The sequence below is a fragment of the Streptosporangium sp. G12 genome, from assembly GCF_052983175.1.
Window position 1 is genome coordinate 273,977 of the sequence record NZ_JBRIQO010000006.1, and the last position, 12,878, is coordinate 286,854.

Below are 12,878 nucleotides of genomic sequence, written 5' to 3' on the forward strand. Positions count from 1 at the left end.
GGCGCCGCTCAGGCGACTCCGGTGGCGGCGTCGTGGACCAGCCCGAGGAAGGCTCGGGGGGTCTTCGCCTCCGTCACCTGGTCGTCGGCCAGCCGTATGCCGTGGTCGCGCTCGATCCGGCTCGCCGTCTCCAGCATCGCGAGCGAGTCGTAGCCGAGAGCGGTGAACTCCATGTCCAGGACGTCGTCCGCCGGGGCCGGCACCTCGCCGTCCCCGGCGCACTCGCGGACGATCTCCATGAGCCTGGTCACCGTCAGTTCTTCCATGTTCCACTCCTTCTGGGCTCCGTCAGGGAGCGTCTTGCTCCGGTCGCCGCGGGCCGCGCACGACCATCGCGGCGTTGAACCCGCCGTGTCCGCGGGCCAGTACCAGGGCGGCGGGCGACGGCAGTGGCCGGGGCCGCAGCACCAGGTCGATCCGGTAGTCCGGCACGGGGCGGGACACGTTCACCGTCGGCGGGATCACCCCGTGCCGCAGCGCCAGCAGGGCCGTGGCCAGGTCGAGCGCCGCACCGCCGGCGCCGAGCCGGCCGGTCAGCGTCTTGGGCGCGGTCACCGGCACCCCGTACGGGCCGAAGACCGCGCGCAGCGCGTCCGCCTCGATCCGGTCCAGCTCGGGCACGCCCGCGGCGTCGGCGAAGACCACGCCGAGGTCGGCGGGATCCGCCCCGGCGTCGTCGAGCGCCCGCTCGATCGCCCGGCGCAGGGTGGACGGGCGGCCCGACCCCGGAGGCGGGTCGAAGGTCGCGGCGTACCCCGCGATCTCGCCGTACCAGGAGGTGGCACCGCGTTTTCTGGCCGCGTCCTCCGGCTCCAGGACGAACAGCGCGCCGCCCTCACCCGGGACGAACCCGGCCGCGTCGGCGTCGAAGGGCAGGTAGGCGCGCGCCGGGTCCCGCGAGGCGCTGAGCCGGCCGCTCGTCTGCTGCGCGACCCAGCCCCACGGGCAGGGCGAGCCGTCCACCCCGCCGCCGAGCATCACCGGCGTCCCCCGGCGCAGGTGCCGCCGCGCCTGGGCGATGGCGTCGAGCCCGCCCGCCTGCTCCGTCACCAGCACGCCGCTGGGCCCGCGCAGGCCGTTCCGGATCGAGATCTGGCCCGAGTTCACCGCGTAGAACCACGCGAAGGACTGGTAGGCGCTGACGTGCTCGGGCCCCTTGCTCCACAGCTTCTCCAGCTCCCGGTGGCCGAAGTCGAACCCGCCGGCCGTGCTCGCGGTCACCACGCCGGCGCCGTACTCGGGCAGCGCCGACGGGATGATCGCGGCGTCCTCCAGCGCCCAGTCCGCCGCCACGAGCGCCAGCCGGGTCATGTGGTCGGTCTGCGGGAGCAGCCGGCTCGGCAGGTGCTCCTCGGGGACGAAGCCGTCGATCTCGGCGGCCAGCCGGCTCGTGTACGGCTCGCTGTCGAAGCGGGTGATCGGCCCGATCGCGCCCTCGCCGCGCAGCGTGGCGCTCCAGTGCGCGTCCGCGCCCAGGCCTGTCGGGGCCAGCACGCCCATGCCGGTCACCACCGTCACCGCCGTCCCCGCCGTCCCCGTCGTCACGGCCCCGTCCCTTCCGGTCCGCAGAGCACCATCGCGCTCTGGAAGCCGCCGAACCCGCTGCCGACGGTCAGCACGGTGTCCACCCGCCGCTCCCTGGCCCGCAGCGGGACGTAGTCCAGGTCGCACTCCGGGTCGGGCTCGTGCAGGTTCGCGGTGGGCGGGATGACGCCGTGCTCGATGGCGAGCGCGCAGGCGGCGATCTCCAGGGAACCGATCGCGCCGAGGGAGTGACCGATCATCGACTTGATCCCGCTGACCGGGACCCGGTAGGCGTGCCGGCCGAGGCTGCGCTTGAAGGCCGCCGTCTCGTGCCGGTCGTTCTGCTTCGTTCCCGAGCCGTGCGCGTTGACGTAGCCCACGTCCTCGGGGGACCTGCGCGCCTGGGCGAGCGCGGCCCGGATGGCCTCGGCCATCTCCTTGCCGTCCGGGCGCAGGCCGGTCATGTGGTAGGCGTTGGACCGCGAGCCGAAGCCGCCGATCTCCGCGTGCACGTGCGCCCCGCGCCGCCGGGCGTGCCCCAGCTCCTCCAGCACGAACACCGCGGAGCCCTCGCCGAGCACGAACCCGTTCCGCGTCAGGTCGAAGGGCCGGGACGCGGTCGCGGGGTCGTCCTTGCGCGGCGTGGTCGCCTTGATCGCGTCGAAGCACGCCATCGTGATCGGCGAGATGGGCGCGTCGGTGGCCCCCGCGACCATGACGTCCGCCGCCCCCTCGCGGATCAGCTCGACGGCGTGCCCGACGGAGTCCAGCCCCGACGTGCAGCCGGTGGACACGGTCGCGACCGGGCCCTCGGCGCCGACGTCCCAGGCCACCTCGGCGGCGATGGAGCTCGGCACGTAGTGGCCGAAGAGGTGCCGTACGGCGTACTCCTCGTCCACGAGGTGGCGCCGCCCGCCGTCGCTGACGACGACGTACTCCTGCTCCAGGCTCATCGTGCAGCCCACGGCGCTGCCGATGACGACGCCGGTACGGGCCGGGTCGAGGTCCGCCGGGCTCAGCCCGCCGTTCGCCAGGCTCTCCCTGGCGGAGACGACGGCGAACTGCGCGGCCCGGTCCATGCGGCGTACCTGCTGGGGGGACAGGCCCTCGCGCAGCGGGTCGAAGTCGCACTCGGCGGCCACCTGCGAGCGATAGGGGGACGGGTCGAAGAAGGTGATGCGCCTGGTGGCCGTACGGCCCGCCGTCAGCAGTTCCCAGAAGCGCTTGGTGCCGATGGCGTCGGGGGCGACGACCCCGATGCCGGTGATCACGACGCGGCGGTTCATGAATGTTCTCGCTGGTCAGGGGCCGGTGCGCCGGCCTGCCCGCTCATCGGTCCCCGGTCTTCGCCGAGACGGTGAGGCGGGAGGTGTAGAGGTTGGGCTCGCTCGTGCTCAGCGAGCGGAGGGCGGCGGCGTGCGGCTGGAAGCCGGGTGCCGCCACCGCCCTGCGGAAGGCGCCCGCGTCGCGCCACTGCGCGATGTTGACGTAGCTGCGCTCGTCGTCCGCGTGCCGGAGCAGCGTGTGCCGGAGAAAGCCGTCCTGCTGCGCCATGAACGCGGAGGTCCGCGCGAAGACCCGCTCGAACTCCTCGGGCGACGCGTGCACCTTGAACCTGTTCACGAAAGTGACCGTGTCGCCTCTGACGTCTTCTGGCATCGTGCCTCTCTCGCCCTGGTGGGAAGCGGGGGACATCCCCAGCTCTCCACGATGTGCTCGTGCTCTCGCAGGCGGCTCAACGACGGCTGGACCACCTCCTGCGGTGGTCAGGCGGTGTCTCCGGGGCGCTCGCCGAAGGCCGCCGGGTCGAACCCCGCGGTCCGGGCGAGCGGGATGACCTCGAACTCCAGGTGCGGGCTGACCGGGTTCGCGTACAGCAGCGAGAGCAGTTCCTCGTGCGAGTCGACGTCGTAGACGAGCAGCCCTCCCGACGCGCCCACCCGCACCCAGTTGTGCTTGATGACGCCCTTGTCCACCAGGGCTTTGGTGTAGGCGAACCCCTCGGGCAGCCGGTGGCGGAACTCGTCGGCGCTGATACCGACGGGGTGTTGGGTCGCGAGGACGGCGAACAGTGCCATCGTGTTCCTCCCTGGAGTACCTGACGATGTCGTTCGAGCCTGGGGCCTCCCGGTCAGCGGCCCTTCGACGTACGGTGGAGCGCGCGGGGCGAGTCGCACTCGACGGATCTGCTAACGGGCCGCGTCACTCTCCTGGCACCGCAGGTTTCGCGGGCGATCCCACCGGCGGAGGAGTCCGTTGAGCACACTTGTCACCGGCCCGGGCGCGACGGCGCCCGGCACGCCGTTCCGTCGGCGGTTCGCTCCGCCGCCCGGCACGCGGTTCCGTCCGCGGTCCGCTTCGCCGCCCGCCGGGGGCGGGGGGAGCGGACCGCCGGCGTGGAAGGGCCGGGTGCGCGCATGAGGTGGCTGGTCACGGGTGCGGGCGGGCTGCTCGGCCATCACGTGCTCGAGCACCTGGCCGCGGCCCGCCCGCGGGACCACGTCGCCGCGCTGGATCGCGCCCGGCTGGACGTCACCGTGCCGGAGCGGGTGCGGGACGCGATCGCGGAACACCGCCCGGACGTGGTGGTCAACTGCGCGGGCTACACGGCGGTCGACGCCGCCGAGACGAACGAGCCGGAGGCGCTGCGCGTCAACGGTGCCGGGCCGCGCCATCTCGCCGTCGCCTGTGCCGGGCGGCGGGCACGGCTCATCCACGTCTCCACCGACCACGTCTTCGCGGGCGAGGCCCGCACCCCCTACGCCGAGGACCATCCGCCCGCCCCGCTCACCGCCTACGGCCGGACGAAGCTCGCGGGCGAGCGGGCGGTGCTGGCCGTCCTGCCCCGCTCCAGCGCCGTCGTCAGGACCGCCTGGCTGCACGGCGCCAGGGGAGGCAGCTTCGTCCGCACCATGATCGAGCTGGCGGCGCGGCGGGACACGGTCGACGTCGTGGATGACCAGCTCGGCCAGCCTACCTGGGCGGCGGACGTCGCCGAACGGCTCGTCCTGCTCGGCGGCCGGCCCGAGGCGACCGGCGTCTTCCACGCCACCAACTCAGGGGAGGCGACCCGCTACGAGCTGGCCAGGGAGGTCTTCCGGCTCATCGGGGCCGATCCCGCCCGGGTGCGCCCGACGGACAGCGCGGTCTTCGCCGCGCCCGCCCGCAGGCCCGCGTACGCCGTGCTCGGGCACGGGCGGTGGCGCCAGATCGGCGCCCCCCCGCTGCGCGACTGGCGCGAGGCGCTGCGCGAGGCGCTGGCCCGGCACGACGCGAAGGCCTGAAACCCTCACCCACGAGGTCGTCCGCGAGGACGCGTGGGTGAGGGGGCGCGGGCGCGCGGAGGGTGACCGGTCAGCCGCGGGTCGCGTTGAGGAACTTCAGCGTGGCAGGCCCGCCGGACAGGACGCTCATCCCGCCGTCCAGTGCCAGGCACGCCCCGGTGACCAGGCGGGCGGCGTCGCTCGCCAGATAGACGGCCGCGCCGGCCACCTCCTCGGGACGGCCCCAGCGGCCGGCCGGTACGGCCTCCAGCAGGCTCGCGCTCGTCGCGGGGTCGCCGGAGAGCGGCGCGGTCAGGTCGGTCTCGATCCAGCCGGGCACGAGCGCGTTGACCCGGACGCCCTGGCCGGCCCACTCCGCGGCGAGCGAGCGGGTGACGGAGATGAGCGCGGCCTTCGCCGCCGCGTACGGCGACAGCAGCGGCAGGCCGCCCTGCCCGGCGAAGGAGGCGACGTTGATCACCGAGCCGCCGCGCCGCTCGAGGAGGTGCGGGCCGGCCGCCCGGCAGACGTGGAGCGCCGATTCGAGGTTCAGGCGCATCGCCTGCTCCCAGGCGGAGTGGGGGAGCGTCAGGAAGGAGCCGAACGCGCCGGTGCCGCCGGCGTTGTTGACGACGATGTCCAGGTCACCGAACTCGGCCAGTGCCGTGCCCACGGCACGGTCCACCTGCGCGGGGTCGGTGACGTCGGTGGGCAGGGGGAGGGCGCGGACGCCGAGGCCGGTGATCTCCGCGGCGAGCTTCTCCAGCGCCTCGGCGCCGCGCGCGAGCAGGACCGGATCCGCGCCGGCCCGCGCGAGTTCGAGGGCGATCGCGCGGCCGATGCCCCGGGACGCTCCGGTGACGAGGGCCTTTTTGCCGCGGAGGTCGAACGGGGTCGGCATGGGATCTCCTCGTGGTGAGTCGGTGGGCTCGTCGCCGCAGGGCGTACGGCGACTGTCCGGCATCACGCTTGAGGTTCGGTCGATCCGGGGCCCGCGCCCAGGTCAGGTCGGCTCAGGTCAGGTCGGCTCAGGTCAGGTCGGCTCAGGTCAGGTCGGCTCAGGTCAGGTCGGCTCAGGTCAGGTCGGCTCAGGTCAGGTCGGCTCAGGTCAGGTCGGCTCAGGTCAGGTCGGCTCAGGTCAGGTCGGCGCGGTGGTCGGCGACCCACTGGGCGAAGGTGCGGGACGGGCGGCCGGTGACCTGTTCGGCGAACGGGCCCACCACGGCCTTGGCGGGGGGCGGTTCGAGGAGCCAGTCGGCCGCCTCCGGGGGCATGCCCTGGCTGATCCACAGCTCGCGGGCCTGCGGGCGGGTGAGTTCCTCGAAACGGACGTCCCGGTCGAGCACCTCGGCGATGATGCGGACCTGCTCGACCTTGGTGAGCGCCTGGGGGCCGGTCAGCGCGTACGTCGCGCCGGCGTGCCCGTCTTCGAGCAGGGCCTTCACCGCGACGTCGGCGATGTCGGCCTCGTGGACCATGGCGCTCTCCGCGTCGCCGTAGGGCGCGCGGACCACGTTCTCCGCCCGGATGGACGGCGCCCACAAAAACAGCACGTTGGCCATGAACTCGCCGGGGCGCACGTGCGTCCAGGCGAGTCCGGACGCCTCCACCGCCTGTTCCACGGTGCGGTGCTGATCACCGCTCAGGTCGCCCTCGGCGTAGGCGGCGGAGACCGAGGACAGGACGACGATGTGCCGGACGCCCGCCTTGGCGGCCAGGCGGGTGACGGTCTCGGCGGTCTCCGGCACGGGGAAGAGGTACATCCGGTCCACGCCGGTCAGCGCGGACTCCACCGTGCCGGGGTCGGTGAGGTCGCCGCGGACCACCTCGACCTCGGGGGGCAGCCCGGCCCGTTCGGGGGAGCGGGTGAGCGCGCGCACGGAGGCCCCTGCCCTGAGCAGGCCGTCGACCACGTGCCGTCCTACGGTCCCGGTGGCTCCTGTCACCAAAATGGTCATGTTCGCTGTCCCTTTCCGGTTGTGAAAAGTGAGACGTTCATGAAAGGTGGTCCCGCGTGCGAACGCCGTTCTCCAGGGTGCGCACGACCGCGGCGTAGACCCCGTGCCGCGGGATCTGGCCCTTGTCCACCTGCTCGACGCCGGTGTAGACGACCGCCCACAGCACGTTCTGGATCCAGTCGGCGCTGACCTCGGGGTCGAACACCCCCTCGGCCTGGCCGCGCTGGATGAGGTCGAGCACCGGCTGGGCCGGCTCGGCGCCGTTCTCGTTCGACGCGGACTTCTCGAACACCTCCAGCACGCGTGGATCCCCCCACAGGAACATCAGCCGGTGGGCGACGTCGAGCATGGCGGCGACCAGGCGGCGCAGCGCCTCCACCGGCGGCCCCTGGCCGAGGGCGGCCTCGTCGATGGACCGGTTGATGACCATCAGGGAGTCCTCGACGACCTCCTTGATCAGCTCCTCGCGGTCGGAGAAGTAGCGGTGCAGCGTGCTGCGCCCCACCCCGGCGGCCTCGGCGATGTCCGCCAGGGTCGCGGAGCGGTTGCGGGCGAGCACGGAGGGGGCCGCCGCCAGGATCGCGCGACGCGTCCGGCCACGTACCGCGGACTCGTTTTTCACGAGACCAGTGTACATGCAAGCTCCAGAGTGGGATATCTCTGACGCTGTTTGACACATCAATGTCTAACATTAGTAGAGTGAAGTCCTGGGCCGATGAATCGAGGGAGCTCCGTGACGACTTATGCGATCGAGGCCAAGGGGTTGTCCAAGCGATACGGCGACAAGCACGCACTCGCCGGCTTCGACCTGGCCGTGGCCGAGGGCACGGTGTGCGGGCTGCTCGGCCCCAACGGGGCGGGCAAGACGACGGCCGTGCGCATCCTGAGCACCCTGCTGCTGCCGGACGGCGGATCGGCGAGCGTGGCCGGATTCGACGTGGTGGGCGAGTCCGCGCAGGTCCGCTACCGGATCGGGCTGGCCGGCCAGCAGCCCGCGGTCGACGAGATCCTCACCGGCAGGGAGAACCTGCGGATGTGGTCGCGGCTGTACCGCCTGAGGGTGCGCGAGGCGGAGCGGCGCGCCGACGAGCTGCTGGAGCGGTTCGGGCTCGTCGAGGCGGCCGGCAAGCAGGTCAAGCACTACTCCGGGGGAATGCGCCGCCGGCTCGACCTGGCGGCGAGCTTCATCCTGGCACCGCGGGTGCTGTTCCTCGACGAGCCGACGACCGGGCTCGACCCCCGCAGCCGCGCCGAGGTGTGGAAGGCGGTGCGCGACCTGGTCGCGCAGGGCACCACGGTGCTGCTGACCACGCAGTACCTCGACGAGGCCGACCGTCTCGCCCACCAGATCGCCGTGATCGACACCGGCGCCGTGATCGCCGACGACTCGCCGGCCCGGCTCAAGTCGATGATCGGCGGCGACCAGATCGACGTGGTCATGCGGGAGGTCGCCGACCTGCCCGCGGCCACCGAGATCATCGCCCGGATCTCCGGTACGAACCCCGAGGTCGATCCCGACTCCGCCCGGGTCACCGCCCCGGTCAAGGACCCGCTGGAGGCCATCACCGCCACGGCGCGGGAACTGCGCGAGGCGGGCCTCGAGGTGGAGGACCTCACGCTGCGCCGTCCCACGCTCGACGAGGTGTTCCTCAGCCTGACCGGCCGCGCCTCCGCCCCCGCCTCCGGCGCCGGCGCCGAGGAGGCCGGGTGAGCGGCCACCGTCCCGGCCGCCGCGACCGCCCGACCCCGGGGAACGGTCGCCCGATTCCGGAGAAGATTCCACAGAAGAGGATGATGCGCCCGTGAGCACACCCGCCCTGGTCATCCCCCGCACCCCGGCCGAACGGCTGCGCTGGGTGTTCACCGACGCCCGGATCATGACCGGGCGCGAGCTGATCCACTGGGTCCGCAACCCGGTCGTGATCCTCGGTTCCCTGCTGTTCCCGCTGATCATGGTGCTGCTGTTCGGCTTCATCTTCGGCAGCGCGATCACGGTGGTGGGAGGCGGGAACTACCGGGAGTTCCTCATGCCCGGCATGTTCGGGCAGACGATGGTGTTCGGCGTGATCTCCACCGTGTTCGTCGTGTCGACCAACATCGCCAGGGGGGTCACCGACCGCTTCCGGTCGATGCCGATCACCTCCGGCGGCGTGCTGCTGGGCCGGGCCGTCACCGACGTCATGACCTCGGCACTGGACCTGGTGATCCTGATGGTGTGCGGCCTCCTGGTCGGCTGGCGGGCGCACAACGGGATCGGCCCGGCCCTGGCGGCGGCCGGGCTGCTGCTGTTCCTGCGGTTCGCGCTGATCTGGGTGGGCATCTGCCTGGGGCTCAGCCTCACGCCGGAGGCCGCGGGAGCGGCGTGGATGCCGCTGTTCCCGCTGACGCTGCTGGCCAACACCTTCGTCTCGCCCGAGCTGATGCCCGGCTGGATGCGGTTCGTCGCCGAGTGGAACCCGCTGTCGGCGACCGTGCAGGCGTGCCGCGAGCTGTTCGGCAACCCGGGGGTGGGCGACCGGTCGTGGGCGGCCCAGCACGCGCTGGAGCTCGCGATCGCCTGGCCCCTGCTGATCACCGTGATCTTCCTGCCGCTGGCCGTGCGCCGCTACCGCCGCCTCAACCGCTGATCCACATCCGGTTCGAGAACCGCTGAAGAGCGGTCGCAGTCCCGCCTCCAGCGCGGGTCTACGACCGCTCAAGAGGAGAGGCCGACCGTCGGAAGGGTCCACCCCGCGGAGCCGTAACGGTGAACCGGTGCGGAATCCCACGCGTCCGAGGAAGGTCTCATGTGTCGTGTCTGCGGCGGTACCGTCCACGAAGTGTTCGACTTCGGGCGTCAGCCCCTGTCCAGCGCGTTCCTCGGTCCCCATGATGCCGAGAAGGAGTATTTCTACCGGCTCGCCGTGGGCGTCTGCGAGTCCTGCACGATGACCCAGCTCATCGACGAGGTCGCCAGGGACCGCATGTTCCACGAGGCCTACCCGTACCACTCCTCCGGATCGGTCCGGATGCGCAGGCACTTCGAGGACACGGCCCAGCGCCTCCTGGACACCCACCTGACCGGCGCGGACCCGTTGGTCGTCGAAGTGGGCTGCAACGACGGCGTCATGCTCAAGACCATCGGCAAGGCCGGGGTCCGGCACCTGGGCGTGGAGCCCTCCGGCGGAGTGGCCGAGCTCGCCAGGGCCCAGGGGGTCCGGGTGCGCGTCGACTTCTTCGAGGAGTCGGTGGCCGGCGACATCCTCGCCGAGGACGGCCCCGCCGACGTCATCTACGCGGCCAACACGATGTGCCACATCCCCTACATCGGCTCGATCTTCCGGGGGGTGGACGCGCTGCTGGCGCCGGACGGCGTGCTGATGTTCGAAGACCCCTACCTGGGCGACATCCTCCAGCGCAACACCTTCGACCAGGTCTACGACGAGCACTTCTTCTTCTTCACCGTCCGCTCCGTGCAGAACGCGGCGGCCCGGTACGGGTTCGAGCTGGTCGACGTGGAGCGGCTGCCGGTCCACGGCGGCGAGCTGCGCTACACGATCGCGCGGGCGGGGCGGCGCCGGCCCACCGCCGCGGTGGCGGAACTGGCCGCCGAGGAACGCGGCCGGGGCCTGGCCACCCCCGCGGACTTCACCGGCTTCGCCGCCGGCGTGAACCGCATCCGCGACGACCTCGTAGGCCTGCTGCGAGGGCTGCGGGCCGAGGGCAAGCGGGTCGTGGGCTACGGCGCGACGGCGAAGAGCGCGACGGTGACGAACTTCTGCGGGATCGGCCCCGACCTGGTCTCGTTCGTGTGCGACGCCACCCCGGCCAAGAACGGCAAGCTGATGCCCGGCTCGCACATCCCGGTGCGGCCGCCGGAGGCACTGGCCGACCCCTATCCCGACTACGCCCTGCTGTTCGCCTGGAACCACGCAGAAGAGATCATGGAAAAGGAGCACGCCTTCCGTGAGGCGGGCGGCCGGTGGATCCTCTACGTGCCCGAGGTTCACCTCATCTGAGGCGGCGCGGATCACCGCAGGCGGTCTTCACGATTCCGAGGATTCGAAGGACACGACATGCAGTTGCGGAAGCTCGCCGTCGAAGGCGCATTCGAGTTCCAGCCGCAGATCTTCGGCGACGATCGGGGGATCTTCGTGTCGCCGTTCCAGGAGACGGCGCTCCGCGAGGCACTGGGGCACGGGCTCTTCCCGGTCGCGCAGACCAACCACAGCAGGTCGCGGCGCGGTGTGGTGCGCGGCGCCCACTTCACGCTCACCCCGCCCGGCGTCGCCAAGTACGTGTACTGCGCGCAGGGCAGGGCGCTCGACATCGTCATCGACACCCGGATCGGCTCGCCGACCTTCGGGCGCTCCGACTCCGCCGTGCTGGACCCGGAGAGCTTCCGCGCGATGTACTTCCCGGTCGGCGTGGCGCACGCCTTCGTCGCCCTGGAGGACGACACGGTGATGTCGTACATGCTGTCCGGCGAGTACGTGCAGGAGAACGAGCTCGCCCTGTCCGTCCTCGACCCGGCGCTCGAACTCCCGATACCCCGGGACTTCGAACCGATCATGTCCGAGCGGGACCGGGCCGCGCCCACGCTGGCCAAGGTGGAGGCGGAGGGCGCGCTGCCCGGCTACGCCGAGTGCCTGCGGATCGAGCGCACGCTCCACGGCTAGGTTCCGCTCCTCGCGGTCCGCCGCGAGGGCTCGTCGAGGGCGTCGCGAGCGGCGTCTGGCAACCTCGCCTTCCCGCCACGCCGTGGCGGCGCGTTTCGATCCGGATCGGAGGTGGTGCACGTGCGAGTCCTGATCCTGGCCCTTCCCGTCAAGGCCCACATCTATCCGCACGTCCCGCTGGCCTGGGCGCTGCGGGCGGCGGGCCACGAGGTGTGCGTCGCGAGCCAGCCCGACCTCGTGGACGAGATCGCCGAGACCGGCCTCGCCGTGGTGCCCGTCGGCGAGGCTCTCAACCTGTCCGAGGCCATCAAGGCCATGCCCATGGAATCGGACCGGATGCTGAACCCGTGGGAACTGATGAGGATGGCGGAGTTCGCCCGCGACGATCTCGACGACGACTTCGTCCAGGGCGTGTCCCTCGTGATGGCGACCATGGGGTTCTCGCCGATCTTCCTCGGCGGCCTGGTGGACGACCTCGTGGACTTCGCCCGCTCCTGGCGCCCGGACCTGGTGATCTGGGACATGCTCGCGCTCGCCGGGCCGGTGGCGGCCAAGGCGTGCGGCGCCGCCCACGCCAGGGTCGTCTTCAGCCTGGACCTGATCGGGCGGATGCGGAGGCGGCACCGGGAGATCATGGCGCGCCGGCCGCCCGAGGCGCGCGAGGACCCGATGCGCGAGTTGCTCGAACCGGAGCTGGCGCGTTTCGGCTGCTCGTTCACCGAGGACGTGGTCGTCGGCCAGTGGACGATCGACTCCCTTCCGCCGTCGATGCGGCTCGCGACCGGGCTGCGCCGGATGCCGGTCCGGCACGTGCCCTACAGCGGGGGAGCGACGATCCCCGGGTGGCTGCGCGAGCCGCCGCGCCGGCGCCGGGTGTGCCTCACCTTGGGGCTGTCCCGCCGGGAACTGGCGGGCGCCGAACGGGTCGTCGTCTCGGAACTGCTGGAGGCCGTGGCCGACCTCGACGTCGAGGTGGTGGCCACGCTGAGCGCGGACCAGCTCGACGGCGTGCCCGAGGTGCCGGACAACGTGAAGGTCGTGGACTTCGTCCCGCTCCACGAACTCCTCGCCACCTGTACGGCCAGCGTGCACCAGGGCGGCTTCGGCACGATGCAGACCGTGCTCGCCAACGGCGTACCGCAGATCGTGCTGCCGAGCGGGCTGTGGGACACGGCACTGAAGGGCCGCCTGGTCCAGGACGCCGGGGCCGGCCTGTACGCCGATCTCGACACGCTCACGGCGGCCGGACTGAGGGAGATGCTGACCCGGGTGCTCGACGAGCCCTCGTTCGCGAAGAACGCCGACCGGCTGCGCGCCGAGATGCGGGGCCTGCCCGCTCCGAGCGAGGTCGTGCCGGTGCTGCAGAGGCTGACCGGCGAGCACCGCCCCGGGGCGTGACCGACATCCGGCCACCGAATCCGGCCACCGAATCCAGCCCTCGTCGAGCGAGCCTGGAGAGGCCGTCCCTAGCGTGG

14 protein-coding genes are annotated in these 12,878 nt (G+C 72.2%); 6 read left to right on the top strand and 8 right to left on the bottom strand.

The genetic code is table 11. The annotated features are described in order from the left end of the window. Positions 1-8 precede the first annotated feature (8 nt). From ACVCAG_RS12015 to ACVCAG_RS12035, 5 genes are all read right to left on the bottom strand, one after another. On the bottom strand, positions 9-266 hold the full coding sequence (locus tag ACVCAG_RS12015) for a phosphopantetheine-binding protein (protein WP_440083418.1): 258 nt from the start codon (positions 264-266) through the stop codon (positions 9-11). A 22-nt stretch (positions 267-288) separates the two neighbouring features. Next, entirely contained in the window at positions 289-1,500 is a 1,212-nt protein-coding gene (locus ACVCAG_RS12020; RefSeq protein ID WP_440083494.1) for a ketosynthase chain-length factor, read from the bottom strand. 41 nt (positions 1,501-1,541) lie between these two features. Then, positions 1,542-2,810, bottom strand: a complete 1,269-nt coding sequence (locus tag ACVCAG_RS12025; RefSeq protein WP_440083419.1) for a beta-ketoacyl-ACP synthase II — start codon at positions 2,808-2,810, stop codon at positions 1,542-1,544. A gap of 43 nt (positions 2,811-2,853) precedes the next feature. Beyond that, complete coding sequence (locus tag ACVCAG_RS12030) at positions 2,854-3,147, bottom strand: antibiotic biosynthesis monooxygenase (RefSeq protein WP_440083420.1); 294 nt, start codon at positions 3,145-3,147, stop codon at positions 2,854-2,856. Between the two features lie 143 nt (positions 3,148-3,290). Beyond that, positions 3,291-3,602: a muconolactone Delta-isomerase family protein gene (locus ACVCAG_RS12035; RefSeq protein ID WP_447189832.1), complete on the bottom strand. Its 312-nt coding sequence runs from the start codon at positions 3,600-3,602 to the stop codon at positions 3,291-3,293. A gap of 339 nt (positions 3,603-3,941) precedes the next feature. On the opposite strand from ACVCAG_RS12035, the gene rfbD reads away from it, so the two are divergent. Then, positions 3,942-4,808, top strand: coding sequence for a dTDP-4-dehydrorhamnose reductase (rfbD, locus tag ACVCAG_RS12040; RefSeq protein WP_440083422.1), 867 nt, complete (start codon positions 3,942-3,944; stop codon positions 4,806-4,808). Between the two features lie 70 nt (positions 4,809-4,878). Here the strand turns inward: rfbD and ACVCAG_RS12045 are convergent, their stop codons facing one another. The 3 genes from ACVCAG_RS12045 to ACVCAG_RS12055 form a co-directional block, all read right to left on the bottom strand. Further along, the gene (locus ACVCAG_RS12045; protein ID WP_447189833.1) at positions 4,879-5,688 is read right to left on the bottom strand and encodes an SDR family NAD(P)-dependent oxidoreductase; all 810 of its coding nucleotides are present in this window, start codon (positions 5,686-5,688) and stop codon (positions 4,879-4,881) included. A gap of 232 nt (positions 5,689-5,920) precedes the next feature. After that, on the bottom strand, positions 5,921-6,745 hold the full coding sequence (locus ACVCAG_RS12050) for an NAD(P)H-binding protein (RefSeq protein ID WP_440083425.1): 825 nt from the start codon (positions 6,743-6,745) through the stop codon (positions 5,921-5,923). Positions 6,746-6,782: 37 nt separating this feature from the next. Beyond that, on the bottom strand, positions 6,783-7,367 hold the full coding sequence (locus tag ACVCAG_RS12055) for a TetR family transcriptional regulator (RefSeq protein WP_440083427.1): 585 nt from the start codon (positions 7,365-7,367) through the stop codon (positions 6,783-6,785). Positions 7,368-7,478: 111 nt separating this feature from the next. Between ACVCAG_RS12055 and ACVCAG_RS12060 the strand changes: the two genes are divergently transcribed. The 5 genes from ACVCAG_RS12060 to ACVCAG_RS12080 all read left to right on the top strand — a co-directional run bounded on the left by ACVCAG_RS12060 (position 7,479) and on the right by ACVCAG_RS12080 (position 12,801). Further along, positions 7,479-8,456: an ATP-binding cassette domain-containing protein gene (locus ACVCAG_RS12060; protein WP_440083428.1), complete on the top strand. Its 978-nt coding sequence runs from the start codon at positions 7,479-7,481 to the stop codon at positions 8,454-8,456. A gap of 91 nt (positions 8,457-8,547) precedes the next feature. Further along, complete coding sequence (locus ACVCAG_RS12065) at positions 8,548-9,372, top strand: ABC transporter permease (protein ID WP_440083429.1); 825 nt, start codon at positions 8,548-8,550, stop codon at positions 9,370-9,372. A 159-nt stretch (positions 9,373-9,531) separates the two neighbouring features. Continuing rightward, complete coding sequence (locus ACVCAG_RS12070; protein WP_440083430.1) at positions 9,532-10,743, top strand: methyltransferase domain-containing protein; 1,212 nt, start codon at positions 9,532-9,534, stop codon at positions 10,741-10,743. 57 nt (positions 10,744-10,800) lie between these two features. Further along, complete coding sequence (locus ACVCAG_RS12075; RefSeq protein WP_440083431.1) at positions 10,801-11,403, top strand: dTDP-4-dehydrorhamnose 3,5-epimerase family protein; 603 nt, start codon at positions 10,801-10,803, stop codon at positions 11,401-11,403. Positions 11,404-11,523: 120 nt separating this feature from the next. After that, positions 11,524-12,801: an activator-dependent family glycosyltransferase gene (locus ACVCAG_RS12080; protein ID WP_440083432.1), complete on the top strand. Its 1,278-nt coding sequence runs from the start codon at positions 11,524-11,526 to the stop codon at positions 12,799-12,801. Positions 12,802-12,878 lie beyond the last annotated feature (77 nt).

Coding starts and splice junctions, on each gene's coding strand:
- ACVCAG_RS12015 (WP_440083418.1), bottom strand. CDS start 266: ATGGAAGAACTGACGGTGACCAGGCTCATGGAGATCGTCCGCGAGTGC.
- ACVCAG_RS12020 (WP_440083494.1), bottom strand. CDS start 1,500: ATGGGCGTGCTGGCCCCGACAGGCCTGGGCGCGGACGCGCACTGGAGC.
- ACVCAG_RS12025 (WP_440083419.1), bottom strand. CDS start 2,810: ATGAACCGCCGCGTCGTGATCACCGGCATCGGGGTCGTCGCCCCCGAC.
- ACVCAG_RS12035 (WP_447189832.1), bottom strand. CDS start 3,602: ATGGCACTGTTCGCCGTCCTCGCGACCCAACACCCCGTCGGTATCAGC.
- rfbD (WP_440083422.1), top strand. CDS start 3,942: ATGAGGTGGCTGGTCACGGGTGCGGGCGGGCTGCTCGGCCATCACGTG.
- ACVCAG_RS12045 (WP_447189833.1), bottom strand. CDS start 5,688: ATGCCGACCCCGTTCGACCTCCGCGGCAAAAAGGCCCTCGTCACCGGA.
- ACVCAG_RS12050 (WP_440083425.1), bottom strand. CDS start 6,745: ATGACCATTTTGGTGACAGGAGCCACCGGGACCGTAGGACGGCACGTG.
- ACVCAG_RS12070 (WP_440083430.1), top strand. CDS start 9,532: ATGTGTCGTGTCTGCGGCGGTACCGTCCACGAAGTGTTCGACTTCGGG.
- ACVCAG_RS12075 (WP_440083431.1), top strand. CDS start 10,801: ATGCAGTTGCGGAAGCTCGCCGTCGAAGGCGCATTCGAGTTCCAGCCG.